We start from the raw sequence: 24,042 nt of genomic DNA, 5'->3' as shown, positions 1-24,042 counted from the left end.
CAAGTTCTAATCGAAAAGCCCCGCCCGATAATCGAAGGCTGACGGTGGAATGTTTTCACCGCTGGCCCTGCGTGCCTGCAGGGCGGAAAGTTTTGCTGCCCCATCCAGCAAATTCCACGCGATCTGCTTCACGCTTCGGTTTTCAAGTTTTTCGAGCAGGCTGCCTTTGACCCACTCATTGAAGGCGCCCATCGCGGGGCCGCACCAGATCTGGTAGTCGCGCAGCCGGGTCGCATCTCCATCGCGCGCCCATTGCGCGCCAAAGAAGAGATAGCGCCGGAAGACCAGTGCCATCTTGTGGCGAGGGTCGGCCTCCGCCTTGGCAAGCTCGCGAGGATTGCTACTCGCCATGAAAGCACTTGTGCGGGCCCAGGCCTTTTCAAAGCTTTCACCAAGAGCGGTCTCGATAAAGGTCTTTTCGGCAGGCGTGCAGTCTTCAAAGCTGGCGCGGGTGTCATAGATCGTCCGCATGCGATTGCCCCGCATCGCGAAGAGGGTGCCGCGCTTCAGCACCTGAACCTTTACGCCCTGCTCGAACATATCGGCGGCTGGCGCCATCGCGACATCGGCGGGGCCGGCATCAGCCAACAGCTTGCGGCCTTCCAGCGACAGGCCAGATTCAACAGCGGCCTGATTGATCGAGCCGGTGATGATATAGGCCGCGCCCATCTGGAAGGCGGAGGCAGCTGCCCATGGCGTACCAATTCCGCCGCCAAGTCCGATCCGGATATCGTCGGGATTGAGACCATGAAGCTCACACGTCTCGCGGCGGGCCTGAATTAGGGAGGAGAGGAGCGGTCCGGCGGCGCGATTATCAGTATGGCCGCCGCTATCTGCCTCGGCTGTGATGTCCGCCGCGACCGGGACTTGCCGGGCCATTTCAGCCTGAGCCTCTGTAATGTCGCCAGCTTCGATAAGCGTCTTCAGCAAGGCATCCGGGGCGGGCGCCATGAACTGGCGGGCGACCTCAGCGCGGGAAACCTTGGCAAATACGTGCGTCGTGTGGGCAATCGAGCCGTCCGGTTTGCGACTGAGGCCCTTCACGCTGTAGCGGACAATCTCCGGCGAGAGCTGCATGAAGGCAGAAGCGGAGACCCGCGCGACGCCTCGCGCCAGGAACAGGTCAACGATCGCGCGTTCATATCCGGGTTGCTGCGGCGAATGGATAAGGTTTGCGCCCCAGGCCGGGGCACCTTTGCCGAGGCCGGCCTCAATCTCATCAAGGCCAGCGGCGATTGTTTCGGGTTTCAGGCCGGCGCTTCCATAGAAGCCGACAAGGCCGGCGCGGACAGCTTCGACGACCATGCGGGGTGTCGCGATCCCGCGGGCCATTTCGCCAACGATATAAGCGAAGCGGCAGCCATGCGTCTGCGTAAAACCATGGTCGCCTAAAAACTCAGGAAACATATGGAAACCGGTGGACGGTGACCGCGAGGGCTGCAATGCCGGTCGACTTTCGATCCTGGAGATCGAAGCCGGGATAGCTGGCATTTGCCCCGGTGATCGAGTCATGAGTCACCAATTCCCCTTCTGGTTGTGAACTAAACTCCATTTCATAGGGTGCATCAATGCATAAATCGCACCATCAACGAGACTTTGCCGGCGAGTGTCGAGAATGCGAGCAGTGAGCGGTGCCAGATGATCGAGTCTGTTGCAAATGCAACAGTTTGGGCGTGCGAAGTGAACGCTTTCAAAGGCCAGAAAGCACAGGCTTTTGTCATCCCCAGGCGCCGAAGGCATGACAATTTGCAACGGATATTCGGCGGATGAGCTCACCTGACACGCGAAGCGGATCTATCAGATTTCGATGCATCGAATCATAGCCGGCGGCGGATGTGTCGCCGGATTCAAAGCCATTTTCGGACACACCATCGATCAGGTCCGTATCATTTCTGGAAGCCGGGTAGATAGTTTCGAGCGTTTCGACGGCTTCGTCGATGCGTAGTTCGAGGATCATCGTCAGGATGTCCTCGCGGCTGATGTCGTGGCGCGAGGAGACATTGCTGAGCCCGCCAACGAGGCTGAGCGAATACATCATCACCGCCTGACGGATCGCGTGGAGGGCATGTAGTTCGAGACGTTCTTCGTGCCGTTGATCGGCGCTCGGGGCTTCGTCCAGGGCGGCGATCAATGCATCGAACTTCAAAAGATCGAGACTGAGAATATTGGCGACACGCCGCAGGCTGGTCGTGGTCGCATAGTCCGAGACGGCTTTGGCGACCTGGCGCAGACTTTCGCCAGCCTCAATATCGCCATGCCGCGAGACAGCGAGCCAGACCTGCGGGTCAAACACGCTGGCATATCCGCGAAGCGTTGGCAGACTGGTCAGCATGCGGGCGCGGGTGGCCAGCATGACGAGGGAATGCAGGCGCGGCGATGCGTTGACCAGTTCGATCATCCGGTCTGTCTCGCGCGGGGTGGCTGAGCCGATGCCGCAGGCTGAGTTCAGCGGAATGCCGAGCTGCTGAAGAAGGGCGTTGTTGGATATGGCGCGGATCGCTGACGGCCCGGCAGCGCCGCCTGGACGTTTGACGGGGCGCGAGCCGGCCTTGACCAGAAAGCCGGTCGCAAAGTCCCCGAGAAGATGCGCGTAGTCATCGTTGACGAACATGGATTCATGCCAGGCGCGCAAGGCGCGATAGGCGTCCCAGACGAAATCTGTCTGCTTGTAGAAGGGGTCATCAAGCGCGTCGCTGGTGTCGGCGAGCACGTGTTCGCAGAAGGCAGCATAGGTCGCTTCGGAGAGGTGCGTCGTTCCGAAATGAAGAAAGCCGTCGCCGCCCTGAAAGCTCACTTCGTGAATGGGGCGAATATCGCGCCGCTTCAGGCCAGCCCGCGTCCAGGGTGTCAGGAGGTGGTCGAAACGTTGTTCGAAATTGCCGGGATAAGCGCCGCGACCGATCGACTCGCCATGCGTATTGAAGACCAGAAGCCCGATGCCGGGCAGCTTTTCTCCCAACGCGCGGCCGATGAGGTTATGAATGCGCTCGATTGCCATATTGCCGGCGACCTGACCGATAAACCGGCCGGAATCTGAAAAACCAAGCTGAATGGAAAGATGCCCACGCGCCTTGAGATAATCGAGGAAGGCAGGCTCTTCGAGCAAGCGCTCGACAAAACGCCCGCCGGTTTCAAGCGCTTCGGGTGTTTCAAAGAGCGGTGAGATATCCAGCGCATGGTCCACACCATATTGGCGGGCAAGATGCAGGGCACCCATGACCGTTGCCGGGTTCTCACTTTCCGCGATGAGGAAACGAATCGGGCTTTCGGCATCGATGTGCTTCAGGATCTGCGCGCACATCATGAATTGTCGGCGTGCCGTGGACTGCTCAAGGAAGAGGTCCGCGAAATTGACCGGGCGAACAGCGTTCGCTTTCGCCATATTGGATAGTTCGCTGAGCGCCAGCCGGCCGAGGGTCTCATCCTCGGTTTCGAGACCAAGGTCGCGGGAGAGCACCGTACGTACCTGCGCGGCGTTGACCCTGAGGTGAATCCGGGCGGTGCCAAGTTGCAGCGCATCGATTTCGGCGCGCAATACGATCAGGTCAGCGGCCAGCTCAGCGGGTGTGCCATCGTCCTCGATAAGCTTTGTGAGCGGCCCAGTTAGCTCTGAAGCCTTGATAAGCTTGGCATCATTCTCTGCGGTCAGGAAATTGGCAGCCTCGACCAATACGTCGCCGTTCTGCAAGTCGCCTTCAAAGCGCTCGGCGGCAGCTTCGGTGTGATCTCGAGCTGCGCGGGCCTTGTCGGCAAGATCGCCGAGTGTCTTGTCGTCGCCCAGCGCTCTCAGCCGGGTTTCATAATATGAAAGCTGCATCGCTTTTTCGCAAAGCCGAAGGGCAATGGATTGGGACCAGTGAATGTCTGTTCGCCCATCGAGGTCATAGCCGACCCAGCTTGCCAGCGTTGGCAGGACGGGCCGAATGTTTCGCCACTGATCTGGAAAGGCGTCGCGCGCAACATCTACGATCAGGGCGGCGTAGGCCCTGGCCGCGTCGCGGGCGTTCGCGATGGCAGACTGAACTTCGGCATGTTCGCTTAGCAGCGTAATCTGGTCCGGCCAGTCCTCATTCGGGGCCATGGCGGCGGCTTTGAGTGTTTCGCAAGCGGCGGCGTCCGGGTCGCTTGCATAGTCGGCGAAGGCTTCACGTAGCTGACGCGACAGCGCAAACGTCGGATGCGCCGTAAAGACGATGCCGCCCTTCAGCGTCGTGACGCCGTCCAGAAAGGTGTCGACGCCCTTACCTGCGGCCGTTTCGAGTTGCTGGCGTACCGATGCCCATGGATCGCCGTCTACGCCGACAGACTGATGCTGTGCGCTGAAGCGATCCGCCCGCTCCTTCAGCAATTCGAAATGTAGCTCGTCAACCACGCCGGTCAGCTCGCCAAGCGTGCGCCGACCACTTTCGAGATCCTGCAACAGGTTCAGGGCATAGCCAAAGACAGAGTTCGTCAGCGGATCCTTCTCGATGCCAGCCGCGAGCTTGCGAAGCTGCTCCCTCACCAAATTCAGGTTGAGCGGGCTTTTCGCTGTCGATGGGGCGGGTGAGGCTGGCATTGGCCCTCCTTCTGAGTGCTGGACTGCGTGCGATAAGATGAGGGGTGAGGCACGGGCCGCCGAAGTCAAGAAGTGACGGATCTAAATGCCTGGCCAAGACTGCAAGTGCCGGACTTTTTCGCACTTTAGCATTTGCGTGATGACGAAAAGTGTCGGCTTTCACGCTGCGTCAGGACTTCTACAATCACCGGGGCAGTGGCATCAGACCCGTGAAAAAACTACCGGAGGAACAGGAATGGCAATCAAGACACGTTTCACAGAGGCGTTCGGCATCGAGCACCCGATCGCGCAGGGCGGCATGCAATGGGTCGGCTATGCCGAAATGGTTGCGCCGGTCGCGAATGCAGGCGGACTTGGTTTTCTGACGGCGCTCACGCAGCCGACGCCGGAAGACCTCGCCAAGGAAATCGCGCGCACCAAGGAGATGACTGACAAGCCGTTCGGCGTGAACCTCACAATCCTGCCGGCGATCAAACCGCCGCCTTATGCCGAATACCGACAAGCCATCATTGAGGGCGGCATCAAGATTGTCGAAACGGCCGGGTACAAGCCGCAGGAACATATCGACCACTTCAAGCAACACGGCATCAAGATCATCCACAAATGTACCGCCGTTCGCCATGCGCTCTCGGCGGAACGTATGGGGGCTGATGCGATCTCGATCGACGGCTTTGAGTGTGCCGGTCACCCGGGCGAGGATGATATTCCGGGCCTCATCCTGATCCCGGCGGCCGCGAATGTCGTGAAAGTGCCGATGCTGGCGTCTGGCGGATTTGGTGATGGGCGCGGCCTTGCTGCTGCGCTGGCGCTGGGTGCAGATGGCATCAATATGGGCACGCGTTTCTGCGTCACGAAAGAGGCGCCGATCCACGAGAATTTCAAGAAGCAGATGGTCGAGAATACGGAGCGCGACACCAAGCTCATCTTCCGGACCCTGCACAACACGGCGCGTGTGATGAAGAACAAGGTCAGCGAAGAAGTCGTCGCGATCGAATCCAAAGGCGGTGCGAAGTTTGAAGATGTGGTACACTTGGTCGCCGGTTCGCGCGGGCGCGCGGCGATGGAGAAGGGTGACGCGGATGATGGCATCTGGTCAGCCGGCATGATCCAGGGTCTCATCAATGATATCCCGACGGTGAAGGATCTCATCGATCGGATCGTTTCCGACGCGGAAGACATCATCAAGAACCGCATGACCTCAATGATCAGCTAGCCAGACGGTGTGTCCTGCTTACTCGCTGAGCAGGACGCCCGCATCTGTCAGGCGTTTTACGTCTTCACTGTTCAGGCCCAGCCAGTCTTCGAGCGCGGCGACATTATGCTCGCCGCGTTTCGGGGGCCTTTCACCTGTCTCAATGCCGCTCTTCGAGGCTGAGAAGCGGTAGGGCGACTGGACCGTGCGGCGCGGATTGCCCTTGTCATCAACGACATCAACGAGAATGCCATTCGGGCCGACGCTCTTCTGGGCGTAGGATTCCTCGCCAAATTTACGCACCAGCCCCCAGGCCAGATTCATCCGGTCGAGCGCTTCGGTGAGGGCGTCGAAACTTGGATAGGAGCGGATGTGCTCGGTGACGGCCTTGTGCCGGGCGGCGACCTTCGTTTCGAGCTCAGCGCCGTCCGGCGTCGGGTCCTGCACGCCGCCCTTGGTTGAGAAGACGCGCCAGATCCATTTCATGTCAGATGAGATGAGGATCTTCTTTCCGTCCGGCGCGTCCCAAACGAGGTTTTCAGCAGGCTTTGGCCAGACATTGTCGAGCGCCCAATGGGCATAGTCATCGGTTGCGTGGACGACGTTAATCATCGCGATATCGACGTGTTGGCCGATGCCTGTCTGGTCAGCGACGCGTAGCGCCGCGAGCAGGCCAACGAGCCCATGCAAGGAGCTGTAGGAGTCGGCGAGCGAGTATTGAAGGTCATAGGCCGGGCCGCCGCTCATGTCTGCCTGCCGCGAAATAAGACCGGTTTCCGCGTGGACGACCGGCGCATAGGCCGCGCGGCCACTTTCCGGGCCGGTCTGTCCGAAGCCCGAAATCGACAGCATCACCAGTTTCGGATTTGCCGCGTGCACGCTCTCCCAATCGAGGCCGAACCGCTTCATCACGCCGGGGCGGAAATTCTCCACCAGCACGTCAGCCTTACGGCAAAGGTCGAGCACCAGCTCACGGGCGCCGTCGGCTTTGAGGTCAATACAGATATTTCGCTTGCCGACATTCTGCTGGAGATAGAAGCCGGAAACGCCGTCATCGGTCTTGCCGAAATGCCGGGTCACGTCGCCTTCGGGTGGTTCGATCTTTATAACATCGGCGCCGAGGTCAGACAGCATTCGCGTCGCAAAGGGCCCCGCCAGAACGCGGGACAGATCCAGCACTTTCAACCCTTCGAGCGGATAGCCTTTAATGTCCATGATCGATCTCTCCCTGATGTCTTGTTGTTGTTGGATGTCAGCCTAAAGGCTCATGAGGGAGCGGCACAGATATGACCCTACGTCCGGTTTGAAGGTGGCGTGCAAGAGGCGTTTTGCCCTTGCGGCGGTTGGGTGTAGGGAAAACGGATGAGCAAAAAGATTGAGCTTACGCGATCGGAACTGTTGGACCTTGTCTGGTCGCGGCCGGTCTCGGTCCTTGCCGATGAGTTTGGCCTTTCGCCAAACGGGCTCGCCAAGATTTGCGACCGCCTCGAAATTGAGCGTCCGCCCAAGGGCTACTGGCGCAGCAAGGGCGAAGCTGGACGCGCGGAGAAGCCCACATCGATCGCGGATCCAGATGGCGTCGTCACGATCGGCGGTGACGCGGCAGGTGACCGGCGCCGCCGGACGCGCCTGTCAGGTGAAGAGCGCCGCCGCATGATGCTCGATTGCGCGCGCGATATCGCCCATACGAGCGGGACCCATCAGATCAGCCTGAAGGCCATCGCCAAACAGCTCGGCATGAGCGAGGCCCAGGCGCACAATATCTTTTCGACGCGGGAAGACCTGCTTGTTGATCTGGCCTTCGAGGAAGTCGTTGCGTTTGAAATGTCGCGCCGTGCCTCCGTTCAGCGTGGTGGCACCCGGATTGCGAAAGTGGTCTTGTCGTCGATCAACTATCTTCGCGAAGTGTCGAGGCGCGGGCCATTGCTCCAGCGCCTTGTCAGGGATTCCGGAGTGCGTGACCGGATCGACAAGTTGCGGGACGAAATACGCGCCCCCGCCTCGGAACGTCATATCCGGTCGGTTGTGCGTGAGAAGAATGTCGACACTGAAGAAGCGATCGCGTCTGTGTCGATCATGACGGCGCTGCTGGTGCGGGCCGGCGGTCTGGTCTCGGAAGACAATTTGAAGCTTGAGCAGGCCGAACGGCTCTGTCTTCCAATCCTTATTTCGTCCGCGATTGAGGGCGCTGGCGGCGAGCCTGCTTCGGCTAGCTCTGCCTGAAGGTATGAACGGCGAGGCGAATGCCGCGCGCAACACCGGCCCGGCCAACATCCTCACTGATACGTCCCATGCGGACGAGACGGGCAGACTGTTCCGGGATCACCGCGAGGAGTATGATTGCGGCGATGGCTTCGCGCCGCTCAAAACCGTATGCTTTGCGGGCATGTTGGGCGAGATTTTTCAACCCACTCGATAGCCTCGACGCTAATTGAGCGGGCAGCTTGTGGTTCAGGAAGTCATCCTGCGTCGCATTGGCGAGGATCAGGCCGTGAGCGATGTAGTGATCGAACAGGGTGCCTGCGAGGGCGTGCGCGAGCGCGGAAAAGTCTGTCTCGCTCGACATGGCTGCTGAGATCGCGGGGTCGATCAGCGAGAGATGCGAAAGAAGCAGGCTGTGCACCAGCTCATACTGGTCATGGAAGTGGGAATAGATCAGCGCGCGGCTGACATTTGCCTGCTCGGCCACGGTGCCAAGGCGCAGGGGTAGGACGGCATTTTCGTTATAGGCATCATTCGCAGCCCGCAGGATTCGGGTCGCGCTCGGCAGCGCGTCAGCTGCCGCCTTGTCTGCCACCGTCAAACAATCCTGATCTACCAAGAGCGCTCATCCTCGCCGAGTTCCTAGACGAACCTAGGACGTAAGGCGTTGAAATTCCATAACCGAGTGCTGCGGCTTAAATGGTGCATGTGGCAAAACGCAAGAAACGCGTACATTATACGCTGCATATGGCGCTATTTGTCGTGTCACCAACATGTCGATATCCCAGTAAATCACATTTAACTGGTGCGGTTGTCATTGACATGATCGTCTGGCTCAATATTGTCGCGAGTCAGGGAGCAGATCGACCATGGCAGAATTGAAGATGCGCAACGGCCTGATGCGCCGCGAGGTGTTGGGTGGACTGGCAATTGCCGGCGCCGGGATGGCTCTGCTTGGGGCTTGTGGTGGATCGGGTGAGGCGGCGCTGAGCTGCGCGGCGCCGGATCAGCTGACACCGTCCCAGAAGAGTGCGCGCGACGGTCGCAAATATGTCGAGGTCTCGAAGGTCGACGGGAAGGATTGCGCCAATTGCACCTTCTTCAAGTCGCCGGGGAGTGGCTGCGGCACCTGCGGCATCGATAATCTTGCGGCGAACCCCAGTGGCTATTGCACATCATGGGTCGCGCAGGAGAGCGCTGCGATCAACACGAACAGGGCTGAGGGTTAGACGAATGTATAGACCAATCGGGCTGGTATCAGCTGGCGCAATTCTCTCGGTCATTCTGGGCGCGTGCAGCGATAGTGCGGCGACGGATCATGCCACCGCCGCTGTTGAGGCGGATGGGCCTGATGAGGCCGTTCTGATCAAGGCGTCCGCCGAGCAGGGCGAAACCATTGGCCTCGCCTTCAGCTATTTCTGGTACAATAATTACGAGACACCGGACGATTGCCCAGAGGGGCTGTCCTACGCACTTCGCGACATTGCGATCATGAACCTGCCCAAGGAGAAGCAGGAATTCCTGCTGAAGGCGGAGAACCGCTCGACCTATTACAAGATGGGGTACGCGCTCTCGGCCAAGCGCCACCGCGAGCAGGGCACGTCGATCTGCAATGTTCCGCTCGCCTATGACGACCCACCGCTGCGCACCGTGCAGACCGACATCGCCTATGGCCGTGACCTTGATGGCGCGACGTCAAATGGCAGCGATGACGATAGCTGTGGGACGGTCGATTTTACCTCACCCGACGGGCGCGAGGGCATCGACAATGAGATGTGGCGGATCATGGGCTGCATCGATTCCTACCGGCGGACCGCGGAGTTCGCGGGTGGGGCGTTCGAGGACTATCACACCGGCGCGTATCGCGACGGCGAAGTCACCACGATCATGGAGATCACGGGCGTCGATGATCGTCAGAACGACGATTATGTTGAGGTTGGCGTCTATTCGAGCCATGAGCCGACGCCCTATGACGCTGAAAAGAACGGGATTGGTTATGCCAGCCTGACGGTCACGCCGAACAAATTGTGGCACAACACCACGACGGGCCGGATCGTTGACGGGGAGCTGATCACCGAGCCGTTTGATCTGCGCCTGAAGTTCGGATTCACCGGCCGGGCCGCTGAGTATTACATCAAGCGCACGCAGATCCATCTGACGCTGAACGAGGACGGGACAGCATCGGGTGATCTGGCCGGATACCAGGATCTAAACCACGCCTATTGGCACAATTTCCACGACAAGTCCGGCGCGTTCCAGGTGGCCAATGGCTACACATGCGCGTCAGCCTGGCGCGCGCTTGAGGCGCATGCGGATGGCATCAAGGACCCTGAAACTGGCAAGTGCACGGGCATCTCGACGGCGTTGAAGATCGAGGCGGTGCCCGCCTTCGTGATCCATCCGCCGGAAGAAGAGCTTGAGTTCTATGTCATGGATACGAGCGACTATTACGGCGTGGCGCCTGAAACCCTGAAAGTCGCAGGAGCCGAATTCCGGCCACTGACGACGCGAGGGCTGGGCGCAGATGCAGCCGATGGCAAGGCGGATGCCGACGCCGATGAGAACAAGCCGGAAGATCTATAATTATGTCAGTTGCACGTATTGGACTATTCGCGGCGGGCGCTGTGCTTCTTGGCGCAGGGGCCTACTTTGCGGCCCCTCATAGCCTTGGCGGCGGGACATCTGCCGGCGCTGATTATCAGGCGCCGCCGCCCCAGATGCGCCGCATCACCGAGGCGCAGTATCGCAATTCAATCGCCGATGTCTTCTCGCCTGAAATCAGTGTGGTTGGACGCTTTGAGCCGGATGTCCGGATCGAGGGGCTCGCGGCTGTGGGCTCTACATCTGCCTCGATCAGCTCGAGCGGGTATGAGCATTATTACGCCATCGCGGGCCGCGTGGCCGATCAGGTTGTGAGTGATGCGCACTGGGATGAGTTCATGCCATGCGATGCGAGCGCCCGTGAAGTGTATGACGAGGCCTGCGCGCGGCAAATTGTTGATTTGTATGGCGAGCAGCTGCTGCGGCGGGATCTCTCCGAAGGCGACGTCAATGACTGGGTGGCGGTCACCGACGCGGCGCATAAGAAGCTTGGCGATTTCCATGAGGCGGTTGGCTTGGCCGTCGAGGGCATGCTGTCGTCGCCGGAATATCTTTTCATCATCGATTCCGTGCAGGGCGAGGGTGGCAAAACCCTTGAGCTAACCGATTATTCGAAAGCGGCACGTCTCAGCTATTTTCTCTGGAACACGACCCCCGATGAGGAGCTGCTGCGCGCGGCGTCTGCGGGCGAGCTCGACACGAAGAAGGGGCTCACGGCGCAAGTTGACCGGATGATCGCGTCAGAGCGGGTCGATCATGGCGTGAACGCTTTCTTCGAGGATTTCATGCACCTCGATGGCATCGACACGCTTGAAAAGGACAACCTGATCTACCGCGCCTTCAACCGCGCGGTTGCCGAGGATGCGCGCGATCAGGTCCTCAAATTCATCGACTATCACCTGATTGAGCGCGACGCGCCTTACACCGACATCTTCACGGCGAAAGAAACCTTCGTCACGCGGCCGCTGGGCATGATCTACCAAGTGCCTGTGGCGTCTGTGGATGGGTGGGAAAAGATCAAATTCGAAGACGACGATCCGCGCGGCGGATTGCTGTCGCACATCGGGTTTTCAGCGCTTCATTCGCATCCGGGGCGTAGCTCGGCCACCTTGCGCGGCATTGCTGTGCGCGAGCAGCTGCTTTGCCAGTCCGTGGCACCTGCGCCGGCGGCTGTGAACTTCACAGTCGTGCAGGAAGTCGACAATCCGGAGTTCAAGACGGCGCGTGCGCGGCTGACTCAACACCGGACCGATGACGCCTGCAAAAGCTGTCATGAGTTCATCGACCCGATCGGTCTCGCCATGGAGAATTTTGACGGCGTTGGCCGCCTCCGCATGACTGAGAATGGCGAAGTCATCGATGTGGGTGGCTCGATTGACGGGACTGACTTTGTTGGCGTTGATGGGCTGGGCGAGGTGCTGAGCGAGCATCCGGCGACCACCTCTTGCCTTGTCGAAAAGATGCAGAAATTTGCGACCGGTCGTCCGTCGAGACGCGAAGATGTCGCGTGGCTCAACCGGTTGAACACAAAGTTCGAGAAAGCCGATTTCCGCATCAAGCCGCTGCTGCGCGAAATTGCGCTCAGCCCTGAATTTTTTGCCGTGGCCCCGGCGCAGGTCGACGTTTCTGTCGACCAGGAACAAGCGCAGGCCAACCCGCAACTGGAGAAGAAATCATGACCATTGGCCGTCGCAAACCCATGTCCCGCCGCGCATTGCTGCGCGGGGCCTTTCACGGAAGCGCGATTGCTGTCGGCCTGCCATGGCTGGAAGCAATGGTGCCAACCGCGTCCGCTGCGGGAGCCTCGACGGCCTATAAGGCGCCGCTTCGTTTCGGGACGTGGTTCTGGGGGCTGGGTGTTACGCCGGGCGTCTGGACGCCCGAGCGCCTGGAAGATGGCGCGTTGCAGATGGCGGCGGAATCTGCGCCGCTTGAGGCCGTCAAAGAGCATCTGAACTTTCTGACCGGCTTCGACGCGATTCTCGACGGCAAACCAAACCATGTTCATGTCAGCGGGTCGTTTTCGCTCCGCTCAGGCATTGCGCCGCGAAACTTCGGCAAGATGGAAGGTCCAACTTTCGAGACGCTGATCGCCGATCAGCTTGGCGGGCGCACGCGTTTCAAGACGCTCGACATGTCTGCTACGGGCAATCCGGCGGACGGCTACAGCTACCGGTCGGCGCAGGTTCGCAACACGCCAGACACCTCTCCCATGGCGATTTATGATCGCGTCTTTGCGGGTGGCCTGACGCAGAAAGGGGAGGGCGAGTTTGTGCCTGACCCAAAGACGTTGAGCCGCCTTAGCGTCCTTTCGGCCGTGACGGACCAGCGCAAAGGTCTGGAATCGCGTCTCGGTCAGGAAGACCGTCATCGCCTCGATCAATATTTCACGTCTGTGCGGGAAGTCGAGCAACAGCTTGAGCTTGAGACCGAAGAGCCGGTCATTCCGCCCTCCTGCCATATGCCGCAAAACCCCGGTGAAACCGAGGCCAATTACGCGCTCGAGAATGTGCATACGAACCATGAGCTGATGGCAAAATTGCTGGCGCTTTCGCTCGCTTGCGATCAGACCCGCAATTTCAACATGGTGTTCTCAAACTCGGCCTCCAGCCTTCACCGTTCAGGTGAGGCGTCCAGCCACCACCTCTACACGCATGAGGAATTCACCGACCACGAGGCTGGCATCCAGGTGGAAACGTCAAAATTTGTCGTCGAGAACATGAAAGGCTTTGCGACCTTCGTGAAAGCGCTCGCAGACATTCCGGAGGCTGATGGCACGCTGCTCGACAATTGCCTCGTATTTGCCCATTCCGATACATCCTGGGCGAAGATCCATGCGGTGCAGGGTATCCCGATGATGACGGCCGGCCGCGCGGGCGGACGGGTCAAAACGGGTGAGCTTGTGGTGGCAAATGGAGATCCGATTACGCGTGCGGGCCTGACAATGCAGCAAATGGCGGGTATGGCTGTTGAGCAATGGGGCGATGGTTCAATGCAGACATCCAGCCCTATTACGCAAATATTGGCCTGATCGTTTCAGGCCGTTTGGATTCAGGACAGGATACTCAATGAAAATCAGAACTTTCGCTTTTCTCACGGTCGCCGCAGTCGGCCTGCTTTCAGCCTGCGGTGAAGATAGCGCCGAGGTCTCAAAGACGGACGCAGCAGACGCTGACCCTGCGCTTGTTGAGCAGGTCGAAGCCCGCCAGGCGAATTTTCAGGACATGGGCGCCGCCTTCAAGGCGATCAATGACGAGCTGAAAGCTGGCCGGCCGGATAGCACGACGACGAACTTCTCGATCGATTCGGTCGTGCGTTATGGCGGTCAGGTGCAAGACTGGTTCCCGGTGGGGTCCGGCCCGGAGCTCGGTATCAAGATGGAGGCCAAGGCTGTCATCTGGGAAGAGCCTGAAGATTTTGAGGCCCGGCTTGCGCAATTTGAAGAGGCGTTGATCGATCTCGACGCAGCGAAAGGCGGCGACGCAGAGACCGTTCAGGCCGCGTTCCGCAAAACTGGAGCCGCCTGCAAGGCATGCCATGATAAATACCGCGAAGAAGACTAGCGCCGCGATTGCGGGCGCGCTCTGCCTGCAGATGTGGCTGGGCGCGCCGGCAATAGCTGAGCAACACGCCGAAGAGGCTTCGGCTGAAGAGGCGCAGAAGACAGAGCCGCTCGTTCAGAGGATTGCCGCCACCGTGCTTGGCGTCGACGATCTGGACGCGGCTGTTGCCTTTTACAGTGATGCACTTGGGTTGAAGGTGGTCAGGACATCGACCACCGACACCTATTCCGAGGCCATACTTTCGACGGGCGATGCGGCCGGCACGAAAATCGTCCTCTATCAAAGCCTGACGGATGACGCCGAAGAGGCGCCGAGTGGGCGCGTTGTTTTCTATACGTCCGATGCGGCTTCGATCGTTGAGGCGTTCAGGTCCGCAGGGCTGGATGTGGTTCGCGAAGCGACACCGGTTTCTGAGACATCAGCTGTCCGTATTGGTATCGTAAAAGATGCCAATGGGCACACGCTGGAATTCATTCAGGCCGGTTAGTCAGCCTGAAAATAGCTCAAAGCTCAAACAGCACGATTGCGATGGCGACCGACAGCGCGACGCCGATAATGAGCGCGAAGGGGCCAGGCTTTTTGTTGTCTGGCCCTACAGCCGGTCCGCGGCCTGTGATCATGGGGCGAACCAGATTGATGCGTTTGCCCAAGAGGTAAAGCGCGACGGCGGCGACGTGCAGAACAATCAGCGCTAGCAGAATATTGAATGACAGCTCGTGTAGGTCCGCCACGGTGCGGCCAATCGGGAAGGACACAAAGCGGGCGAGCGGTCCGGAATTCATGCCGTCCGTATCAACGGCGAACAGGCCTGTGCCGAGCTGGGCGGCCATAGCAAGAAGAAGCGCCACAACGCCAAGAGCGCCGAGGGCGCTGTGGCCAACCGATTGAGCGCGCCCCTTTTGTCTCAGCGAAACGATATAAGCGCCAATTGCTTTCGGGCCGCGGACGAAGCTCGTGAATCGGGCTGTCCGGCTGCCGAAAAGCCCCCAGTAGAGGCGAAACACGAGGGCTGCGACCAGCAGGATGCCGATGATCCGGTGGATCGCAAAATAGTGAAACTCAGCCGTGAACCACATCGCTGCGATCGCGAGCACAATGGTCCAGTGCCAGAGCCGGGTGGCCCGGTCCCAGATGGACCGTGAGGCGGGGGAGGGGGTGTCAGGAGAAGTCATAAAAAGTACCGATTGGCTGGTCTGCATACTGGCGATCTCCTGCTTGGCAGGCAATTCTTTTGAGGGCGTAAAGATCGATTCAGGCGTGAGGAGGGGCGGGCTGTTCGAATCAAAGCGACGCTCCATATTATAACGCGCGCACCATTAAAATGGATTTCCCGTCTGTTTGGACCGTTGATTTTAGCATTTAAACTCCGGATTAGAGATTTGCCATTCGGAAAAGGATTGACAAAAGCACTGATAAAGAACGATTACTGTTTCGCAATTGACGATTTGGCCTCCTGGCCGAGAAAACTCAGGAGGCGGACGTAGGAAACGCTAGTCTGCTAATTTTATTCAGGTTTTAGGGGAGCGCTGAGGGGGAATTCGGACATAGGCGACTGAAACTGTCGCATCGATCTTCGGGTCGGCAGGGATTGCCTTGCCGGGCCCTTTTTCTATGGCTGAAACGCATGCCCTGTGGCTCTATAAACCTCTGATCATAAAAGAAAAAAACGTCTCCCTCTGCCCTTGCGAAAGGCGGAAAAACATGCGTGTATTTGCCGTCCAAGAAGACTGTAGATGAACTGAAGTGCGTGAGATCTGCGGACGCAGACCACGGTCAAGGGAGGAAAAAATGAGAAACGTAATGGCAACCGCCTCACTGGCGGCGCTTGTGCTGGCGATACCTGTTTCGGCGTTCGCGCAGGAAGACGCTCTGGAAACGCTGAATGCTGGCGTTGAGGAAGATGAAGCCCGTCAATCGACGGTCGTGGTCACCGGCTCCGCAATCCGGGGTACGCCGGAAGACGCCGCGCTTCCGGTTGAAGTGTTTACCGCCGAAGAGCTCGCGCTCGAAGGCTCTCCGACCGCGCTTAAATTCGCTAAGGACCTGACGATTTCTGGCCCGACCAATGGTGAATCCAACTATTTCGGTGGTGGTCCACTGCTTGGCTCGCCCTCATTCAACCTTCGCGGCATTGGCGCTGACAAGACGCTGACGCTCCTGAACGGTCGGCGCATGAGCGAGAACCTCTCCAATATTCCGGGGATCGCTGTTGCGCGCACGGAAGTCCTGAAAGATGGCGCTGCTGTTATCTACGGTGCTGATGCGGTCGGCGGTGTCGTCAACTTCATCACGCGCGATGATTTTGTCGGCTATGAGGCTCAGGGTAACTACACCATCATTGATGGCTCTGATGGCGACTTCGATCTTGGCGTGATGGCCGGTTTCGGTGAGGGCGATGTCAACTTCCTCGTCTCTGCCGAGTGGGAACATCGCTCGCGTCTCGAAACGGAAGAACGCGATTTCTCGAGCCTGTCCTACGCGGATAATCCTCTGCCATGGTCGCCTCTGACCAACCTGGCCAACTATGTTGCAAGGAGCAATACGTTCGGCACGCTTGGCCTGCTGCGCGACTTCGATCAGAGCGGTTGTGAACAACAGGGCGGCGTATTCATCACAGGCGTCCCCACATATTGTTCTTACAACTATGCGCCGTTCTACAATCTGGTGGAAGAGCAGGACATCTATCGCATTTACTCGCAGATCAATGCGCGGGTGAATGACAAGATGAACTTCCGGGCTGAGGCGGCCTATGGCCAGGTCAAGGCACCGAACCAGTTCAATTCGCCATCCCAGCCTGCTTTGCGAGGACCAGACCCTTCAACAGGCGCGACCTATCAGTATCGTGTTCCGTCGACAAACCCCTACACTCAGGAGTTTGCCGCACGTAACGGGTTCGCCCTTGCTGGCCTTACGGACTATTACGACATCATTGTTTTCCGGCCATTTGCCCACCAGGGTAATCCGGCTATGGGCAATGGAGAGGGCAACTCCAACGCTGCTGATATCGATTATCAGGTCTGGCATGTGACGGCCGGTATCGATGGTGAGCTGGGCGACTTCGGCGGACCTTTCCAGAATGTCGGCTATGACTTTGCAGTCACCTACAATGGCGCACAGACCTATTATCAGGATGCAGACTATGTCGGCTTCCGACTGCAGGACGCGCTGAATGGTTTTGGCGGACCAAACTGTAGCGTTGCCGATCAGGATCCTCTGACCCCTGGCGTGCAGGCGCCTGGTCTTGAGGGCACGGGCGGTTGTGAGTTCTTCAATCCGTTCTCGTCGTCCTATGCCGGCAACCCTGAAACGGGTGCGACCAACCCGAACTATATTCCGGGGACTGAAAACTCAGATGAATTGTCGCGCTGGCTGTTTGATCCGCTGATCGTGGAGACGCTCACCCAGAGCCTGACCTATGATCTCGTTTTCAATGGCACGACCGGCATCAATTTACCGGGTGGCGAGATCGGCTGGGCGCTTGGCGGCCAGGCACGTACGATCGAAATCCGTGATGTCATTCCGAGCGACCTCTACAATGGTGCAACGCCTTGTCCTTACCCTGGTACTCTGAACTGTCCGGGTGAGTTCGGACAGGGGCCATTTGGCTTCCGCGGTGTCAATGAGCCAGACAATCTGGACCAGCAAAGCTATTCTTTCTTCGGGGAAGTCGCGCTGCCGATCCTTGATAATCTGAATGTTCAGGCTGCTGCCCGACGCGAAGAGTTCTCTGGTGACCTGGGGGCGACGGTCTACAAGATCTCCGGCAAGTGGGACGTGGTTGGCCCGTTCTCCCTTCGCGGATCCTACGGCACTAACTTCACGGCGCCGCCTGCCGGACTAAGCCCTGGCGAAGTCAATCAGGTCGTGCGGTCCTACGCCGTCGCGGGCGGCAACTGGCTTGGTGGCACCACGCGCACGCGCAGCGATGTGCAACCTGAAGAGGCAACATCCTGGAACGTGGGTGCGATCTGGAAGAGCCGAGGCTTTGCGTCCGATCACGACTTCTCGCTCATCATCGACTACTTCGATATCGAGATTGAAGGTGAGATCGACGAGCTTGCGTCCCATAGCCAGATTGCGTCGGCCTTCTTCAGCGGAGCGGGTGGTCTTGCAGATTGTTCCAGCCCGTTCCTTGGACGTGTGTCACTCAATGCGAGCCCAACCACGAACAATAATGGGACCTGTGTCCAGGGCGTGACGACCGCTGCGGACTTAAACAGCGTGCAGACCGACTTTGGTAACGGCCCGGATCGCTCAACAGCAGGCTTTGACTTTCAGATGAACTACCGAATGCCGGTTGGCAGCGCAGACCTTGCGTTCGGTCTGACGGCAACTCGGGTCACCGAGCAGGAAGCGTCAGCCACGCTGCTGGACGGTGTTGAGGTGGCGCCAGCTGCGGATTTTCTCGGCGGTCTGAACTTCTCGTCTATCGGATTTGCATCGCCAAAATGGCGAGCAAACGGCTTCGTCAATTATAATCGTGATAGTCACAATGTCCGCCTTACAGGACGTTATGTGTCGAGCCTCGACGACGCCAGATTTGCGAATGGCCCACTGCAGGCTAGCGGTTACCAGCCTGGTACGACCACACCATTCGACCCGATCGATTATGGCAAGGTCGACAGCTCATTCATGGTCGATGTGACCTATGTCTACGAGTTCAATGAAAATCTTCGTCTGACGGGGACCGTGTCGAACATCTTCGATGAGGATCCGCCATTCGTCTACACCGAGTTCGGTTACGATCCTCGGATTGCGAACCCGCTCAAGCGCACGTTCGAGCTTGGTATCAAGGCGACTTTCTAGAACCTTGGAGACGGCGCTGGATAAACAATCCGGCGCCGTCAAACTTGGGGTCACGGCTTTTAGTAAGTTTGCCTGCTGTCCGTGCCCCCTATTGGGGAAGTACCGGTCGAACCTCCCTTTGGCTGGTGCTTCCCCCCTTTTTCATAGGGCTGATGGGCCAAAATACAGGCATGCGCCAATTTGGATGCTTGATGTGCGAAAATGAGGCCGCCTATACGGTCATTTGTGGCCATATCTACAAGGCTGTAGGACCCGTCCGGCACTGGGCCATCAAGATCGGAGGCTGCATTGCCTAAATCGTCGACATCAGGCCCTGAGCCGAACAAGCCGGCCCAAAGCGACTCTGAAAATTCAAAACCGGTGACCAGGGGGCCTCATGCGAAGCGGACCGCAATCATGCGCCGCAAGCTGATTGAGGCGGCCACGTTGTGTCTTGGCGAATTTGGCTTTGGTGGCACGACAATGCAGCGGATCACCGACAAGGCTGGCGTGAGCCGCGGTGCCTTTCTGCACCATTTTCCGACCCGCACTGATCTCTTGATCGCCGTCGCCGAAAACGCGGTGCTCCAGCAGAACAGGGTGGTGGCAAACAGGCTCGCGGATGCAAAACCGGGACGAGACCTTTTCGACGCGATCACCATGGCGACCTGGGAGGCGATGATGAAGCCGGAAGCCATCGCGCTGCTGGAAATCATGATGGGCGCCCGCAGCGATCCCGATCTCAAAAAGACGTTTCCCTCATTCATCGAGAACCTTCAGACGCGGCAGAAAGAGGGTGTCTGGGCGACGGCAAAAGCAATCGGCATCACAGACAGGGACACCATAATATCCATGGTGCACCTGCACGTCGCGGCGATGCGTGGCTTGCTGCTGGAGTACATGTATTCAGGCGACTTTACGGCCGCCACGAAAAGCATGCAGCTCCTGTCGAGCTACAAGGATAATCTGACCGAAACCCTGCTCAAGAAGGGCTGAGTGCGATTACGCCAGCCTTGTCGCTGAGACGGATCGTGCGCTAATGGCCGAGTATATTATCGCGGATCTCGCACAACTGCTCCTCGCTGACGCCCTCATATTGCGCCTTCAGGATCGCCGTCATCTGCTTCTGCATGTTCGGTTTCAGTGGCGCGACCTGCGCTGCGATGATGGCATCTATCTCACCCCTGCAACTTCCGTCCGCTTTAACAGGCTTCTGGACGCGAGACGGGGCTGCCCCGCTTTGCGCTCGGTGGGACACTGAAGACAGGCCATTGCTGAACCGCACAACCAGATCACTCTCATTCGCGCCGTCTATCAACTCTGGGCTGATCGTGTAGTCTTCGCTTTCCATGGACAGACCGATAAGCCGGGCGTCACCATCGCCGGTATCGAGAAGGATCTCCGCCGTCTCACCCGGCTCCAGTGCCTCCCAGCCCAGCAGGATCGATCCGTCTTCGGCCACTGTGCTGGTGGGGGCCGGTCGATCCGTCACAGATGCCACGCTCTGGGTTAGCAACACATCATTCGCCTGATTGGTCACTGTAATAGTGGCAATCGCATCTTGATCAGAGACCGGCAGAAATAGCGTGGCTTCGGCGAAGCCAAAGGGTTTACCCGCCGGCGTAAACGGAAGCACCGCGACCTCACGCGAAGCAAGCGCTTCGCCATCGACGTCGGTCAGGGTGATCTTGAGCAGATGCGCATTGGCGGGCGCAGAAGGCGTCGAACTACCGGCGCCGCCGCTTGCCTTGGACATAAGGGCATAGGACGGAATAGAGACTTCACCTTTGATCTCAGTCAACGTCAGATCGATGACCACGCCATCCAATACGGCTTCATCCTTATCGGGCCTGGCCCGGAAATCAAAATGAGCCGGAACGTCAGTGGTAAAGCCCAAGGATGAGAAGGCCACGCGGTTGGGGCGCACTTTGTATTTCTGAATGTAGTTGCTTGAGCTTCCTGCGCCATAGCGCTGCGGATTGTAGAATTTCGGGTCCTTGTTAAGCGGATCCTCAATCGTCTTGATCGCCTGAAGATACTGGTCGGTCGGCATCGTCGCTTCCCAGGTGTCGGGCGCGATCGGCCACATCAACGGGACCAGCTCTTTCGACTGGGAACTGCCATATTCGGTATGATGCATGTTCAGCTTGCCATCCGACATCAGTGAGACGGCATCCACACCCGGCCAGCGGATCGGACCCGCCGCCCGGTAGCTTCGCAGGACGTCATAATCAGCATTTGTTGAAACATAGGGCGAATGCGCCAGACCAATTGTATGGCCAAGCTCATGTGCAATCCCGGTGGAGAGCTTTGCCGCAGCCGTCTTGCGCTCGCTGGCAGGCTTATTCGGGTCAACGGCGTCGGAATAGAAAATGAAGCCGCGAGAGCCGGTCGCTTCATTTCTGAGCGCTTGGGCGCCCCCACCGGAAAACGGCATGACGCCAGCGCACCAGTCAAGGCCTTTGCATCGTGGTACGATCTGCGTCCGGAGCACACGAAGAGCCTGATTGTTGATGTAGCCGTCTGCCCACTCAGCGATCCACGGTTGCCTGAGTATGCCAACCTGGACGAACCAATGTTCGGGTACTGAAACCGGTACGTCGAACGCGCCTTTGATGTTGACGCTGACCTCAGAAAACGGATGCAGCCGCATCGCATCGTTGATGATGAGCGTGGTCTTGTCATTTACGTAGGCGAGGAAGTCATTGTGGGTCTTTTTCTGCGGCACCGTGTCCCGGTATTTATAGAAGAAGGGCGACGCGCTCATTGCATCGGAAGGCCGGATATATCCCTGGAAAAGATTGATGGTTGCAGGCGCGTCCTTTGCCAGAATTTTTACATCTTCTTCCATCGGATGATGGACGTCCGGCGGCGCAGAGGTTGCGTTAGCACTGGTATAATTGGTGAGCGTAAGTTTCACACCAAACCGGCGCTCGGACGATGAGCCCGATACGGACGGCGACCAGTTCTGGTTCCGCACGCGATCGTCGCCATTGCGGCGCATATCGGCGGTGACCACATCTTCGCGGTAAAGCAGCCCTGTCGCTTCGGGAAAGGCAAGATCAGGACCGTTATCCGCGGTTTCCACGAGGGCGTCGACGCAGAAGCTTTTGACAAAATCCTCGCCGTCGGCCCCCTTGGGCAGAGACCATGGCGCCCGGGTGAGGCCGAAAGTCGGCTTCTTTGGCACGAGCGGGGCGTTTCGGGCGACCTGATAGAGGCCAAGGTCGACGCGGTCTTCGAGCATCTCCTCGAATGCAGCATCATCGGCTGCCGGCGCGGTCTGGAACTCAAATTCCATGCCGTCGGTCAGGAATTCCATAGGGTTGCGTCCACGCACCCCGTCCCGGCCACCTGTCAGCTTTGCGCGATACTTGCGCCCGGGTTCGAGGGTGATGCCTTGGCGGATCCGGATGGTGGAGGCGTCGGCCTGGAATTCGGCATCAACCGGTTGCCAGTTTCCGCCCTCCTTAATGGCGAGCGACACATTTCCGGGTACGCTGTCTTCATCGACGGGCGCGCTGAAGGCGAATTCGATCAAAGGGGAGGCGGAACTGTTATTGGTGCAGGAAACGAGTTCTCCGGTCTGTACGCGGCGATCCACCGGCTTGGGGGACCAGTCCTCGATATCGAACGGTTTTTTCTCTTCTTCTTCCTTAGGCTCCGGCATCCAGTCGAGTACGGTGCGGAAGGCCGCGCCTCGGCTGGTGGTCGCATCGCGCGCGTCGAGAGATCCCATCAGCATCGCCACCTGGTCGGTGCTGGAATTGCAGGATGCCGTGTAGTTGCCATCTTCCGGCAGCGGATAGTGCACGCGGTCCAGCGACAGCACCTTTCGCATGAAGTCTGCGGCCATGCTCTCATTGCTGGCAAAGTCTGGACCCTGGACGGTCTCTGAAAAATACACGACCAGATCGCTTTCGACCTTGCAGTTGTACCAGACGTCCTGTGGCTTGGCTTGCGCGGTGGCCGTGCCGGCAAACATGAACATCGAAACGAAAAACGAGAGAAACAGACAGCGATAGCTGCCGACACAAAGACCTTGCATGGAATGTCCCCACCATGCGCCAGCACGGCTGGCCGCGTAACTGCCGCAAACAAGCGGCCAACTCATGAGGCGCAGTCCATGCACTGGCATGAATGACGCCCCGACCCCTGACAGTCCCGCCGTCAGGAAGAAGGGGTCCGTCAGCCCCGATAATTACAAAGAACGAGAAACAGGCAAGTAAAAAACGACTTCTTTTGCGGCTTCGTCCAAGTGGTGGCTGGTCGTTATGTGCGATCAAAATATGAAACAGCCGATAGGTGCGCCGCAGCGCGCTAATTGAGAAAAATGAGATGTCTTGCCAGCAGCCCCACATGTCGCGGGGGTGCATTCCGTGATATCAGGGCGCCCGCCGATAAGGTTCGAGACGGCGCTTGGCTGGTTTCACATCAACCCCTCGCCACGAGATGATTCCGTTGTGGCACGCATCGCGTGCCGCATTGAGAAAAAGGAAAACTGATGGCTCACCTGGAATTCTTTTTTGACCTGTCTTCTCCGTGGACACGGCTCGCGTTTCACAACGTACAGCCCATTCTCCGGGAGACGGGCAGCACTGTGACCTGGCGCCCCTTTCTTGTCGGCGGCGTGTTCAATGCGGTGAACAAGTCAGTTTATGAAGGGCGTGCAGACCCGGACAATCCAAAGATCCGTCACTCGAACAAGTGGCTGCAGGATTGGGCGGAGCTGGCTGGCCTTCCGATGAAATTCCCGTCAGAGCACCACCCGGTAAGATCAGTTCACGCCATGCGTTTTTGCTGTGTACTGGAAGAGCGGCAGGATGATCTATTCCGCTTTGCGAGCGCCGCGTTCGACGCGTATTTTAGCGAAGAGCGCAACCTTGATGACCCGGACGTCCTGATTGAGATCGCGGCCTCTTGCGGGTTTGATGGCCAGGATCTTGCGCGGCAGGCGGGATCAGATCCGATCAAGTTGAAGCTCAGGCAGAATACGCAGGAAGTGATCGACCGGGGCGGGTTTGGATCTCCAACGCTCTTTGTGAACGGGAGCGACATTTATTTCGGCAATGACCAGCTGCCTCTAGTGAAACAGGCGCTGAGCAAGGGCTAATCAGCCGAGCTTATAAATTGGGGGGAGG

General features: G+C 58.5%; 17 protein-coding genes. 11 read left to right on the top strand and 6 right to left on the bottom strand.

Features of this window, described 5'->3' with window-relative positions; translation table 11 throughout:
• Positions 1-6: 6 nt before the first annotated feature.
• Both B8783_RS09460 and B8783_RS09455 read right to left on the bottom strand, forming a co-directional pair.
• A complete protein-coding gene (locus B8783_RS09460; protein WP_233355872.1) occupies positions 7-1,491 on the bottom strand; it encodes a PfaD family polyunsaturated fatty acid/polyketide biosynthesis protein in 1,485 nt (494 codons plus the stop codon).
• Between the two features lie 226 nt (positions 1,492-1,717).
• Positions 1,718-4,558, bottom strand: a complete 2,841-nt coding sequence (locus tag B8783_RS09455; RefSeq protein ID WP_084419922.1) for a phosphoenolpyruvate carboxylase — start codon at positions 4,556-4,558, stop codon at positions 1,718-1,720.
• 235 nt (positions 4,559-4,793) lie between these two features.
• Here B8783_RS09455 and B8783_RS09450 point away from each other — a divergent pair, with 235 nt between their 5' ends.
• Positions 4,794-5,771 (top strand): NAD(P)H-dependent flavin oxidoreductase, encoded by a 978-nt coding sequence (locus tag B8783_RS09450; protein ID WP_084419921.1) that lies wholly within the window; start codon positions 4,794-4,796, stop codon positions 5,769-5,771.
• Between the two features lie 18 nt (positions 5,772-5,789).
• On the opposite strand, the gene B8783_RS09445 is transcribed toward B8783_RS09450, so the two are convergent.
• The gene (locus B8783_RS09445) at positions 5,790-6,965 is read right to left on the bottom strand and encodes a CaiB/BaiF CoA transferase family protein (protein ID WP_084419920.1); all 1,176 of its coding nucleotides are present in this window, start codon (positions 6,963-6,965) and stop codon (positions 5,790-5,792) included.
• A 147-nt stretch (positions 6,966-7,112) separates the two neighbouring features.
• Between B8783_RS09445 and B8783_RS09440 the strand changes: the two genes are divergently transcribed.
• On the top strand, positions 7,113-7,973 hold the full coding sequence (locus B8783_RS09440) for a TetR/AcrR family transcriptional regulator (protein ID WP_084419919.1): 861 nt from the start codon (positions 7,113-7,115) through the stop codon (positions 7,971-7,973).
• Here the strand turns inward: B8783_RS09440 and B8783_RS09435 are convergent.
• Entirely contained in the window at positions 7,960-8,547 is a 588-nt protein-coding gene (locus B8783_RS09435; RefSeq protein WP_169711766.1) for a TetR family transcriptional regulator, read from the bottom strand. The two genes, B8783_RS09440 and B8783_RS09435, sit on opposite strands and share 14 nt — an antisense overlap.
• A 274-nt stretch (positions 8,548-8,821) precedes the next feature.
• Here B8783_RS09435 and B8783_RS09430 point away from each other — a divergent pair, with 274 nt between their 5' ends.
• Genes B8783_RS09430 through B8783_RS09405 form a run of 6 tightly spaced genes read left to right on the top strand, consistent with a single transcriptional unit; the run spans position 8,822 to position 14,603 of the window.
• Complete coding sequence (locus tag B8783_RS09430) at positions 8,822-9,181, top strand: hypothetical protein (RefSeq protein WP_084419917.1); 360 nt, start codon at positions 8,822-8,824, stop codon at positions 9,179-9,181.
• Positions 9,182-9,185: 4 nt separating this feature from the next.
• Positions 9,186-10,535: a hypothetical protein gene (locus B8783_RS09425; protein WP_084419916.1), complete on the top strand. Its 1,350-nt coding sequence runs from the start codon at positions 9,186-9,188 to the stop codon at positions 10,533-10,535.
• 2 nt (positions 10,536-10,537) lie between these two features.
• Entirely contained in the window at positions 10,538-12,232 is a 1,695-nt protein-coding gene (locus B8783_RS09420; protein ID WP_084419915.1) for a DUF1592 domain-containing protein, read from the top strand.
• Positions 12,229-13,584 (top strand): DUF1552 domain-containing protein, encoded by a 1,356-nt coding sequence (locus tag B8783_RS09415; RefSeq protein ID WP_084419914.1) that lies wholly within the window; start codon positions 12,229-12,231, stop codon positions 13,582-13,584. Before B8783_RS09420 ends, B8783_RS09415 begins: the two co-directional genes overlap by 4 nt.
• A gap of 37 nt (positions 13,585-13,621) precedes the next feature.
• Positions 13,622-14,116 carry a c-type cytochrome gene (locus B8783_RS09410; protein WP_169711765.1) on the top strand — a complete coding sequence of 165 codons (495 nt, stop codon included), beginning with the start codon at positions 13,622-13,624 and terminating at the stop codon, positions 14,114-14,116.
• Positions 14,091-14,603, top strand: coding sequence for a VOC family protein (locus B8783_RS09405; protein WP_084419912.1), 513 nt, complete (start codon positions 14,091-14,093; stop codon positions 14,601-14,603). The genes B8783_RS09410 and B8783_RS09405 overlap by 26 nt, the downstream gene beginning before the upstream one ends.
• Before the next feature lie 16 nt (positions 14,604-14,619).
• On the opposite strand, the gene B8783_RS09400 is transcribed toward B8783_RS09405, so the two are convergent.
• A complete protein-coding gene (locus B8783_RS09400) occupies positions 14,620-15,288 on the bottom strand; it encodes a cytochrome b/b6 domain-containing protein (RefSeq protein WP_169711764.1) in 669 nt (222 codons plus the stop codon).
• A 616-nt stretch (positions 15,289-15,904) separates the two neighbouring features.
• On the opposite strand from B8783_RS09400, the gene B8783_RS09395 reads away from it, so the two are divergent.
• Together B8783_RS09395 and B8783_RS09390 are read left to right on the top strand one after the other, a co-directional pair.
• Positions 15,905-18,922 (top strand): TonB-dependent receptor domain-containing protein, encoded by a 3,018-nt coding sequence (locus B8783_RS09395; protein WP_084419910.1) that lies wholly within the window; start codon positions 15,905-15,907, stop codon positions 18,920-18,922.
• A 396-nt stretch (positions 18,923-19,318) separates the two neighbouring features.
• On the top strand, positions 19,319-19,897 hold the full coding sequence (locus B8783_RS09390; RefSeq protein ID WP_084419909.1) for a TetR/AcrR family transcriptional regulator: 579 nt from the start codon (positions 19,319-19,321) through the stop codon (positions 19,895-19,897).
• 40 nt (positions 19,898-19,937) lie between these two features.
• On the opposite strand, the gene B8783_RS09385 is transcribed toward B8783_RS09390, so the two are convergent.
• Complete coding sequence (locus B8783_RS09385; RefSeq protein WP_139792317.1) at positions 19,938-23,015, bottom strand: hypothetical protein; 3,078 nt, start codon at positions 23,013-23,015, stop codon at positions 19,938-19,940.
• A gap of 390 nt (positions 23,016-23,405) precedes the next feature.
• Here B8783_RS09385 and B8783_RS09380 point away from each other — a divergent pair, with 390 nt between their 5' ends.
• Entirely contained in the window at positions 23,406-24,014 is a 609-nt protein-coding gene (locus B8783_RS09380) for a 2-hydroxychromene-2-carboxylate isomerase (protein WP_084419907.1), read from the top strand.
• The last annotated feature ends 28 nt before the right edge of the window (positions 24,015-24,042 follow it).

This window comes from Henriciella litoralis (genome assembly GCF_002088935.1).
Taxonomy (GTDB): Bacteria; Pseudomonadota; Alphaproteobacteria; order Caulobacterales; family Hyphomonadaceae; genus Henriciella; species Henriciella litoralis.
Note: the sequence above shows the minus strand (reverse complement) of the source record. Positions and strands in the feature narration are given on the sequence as shown.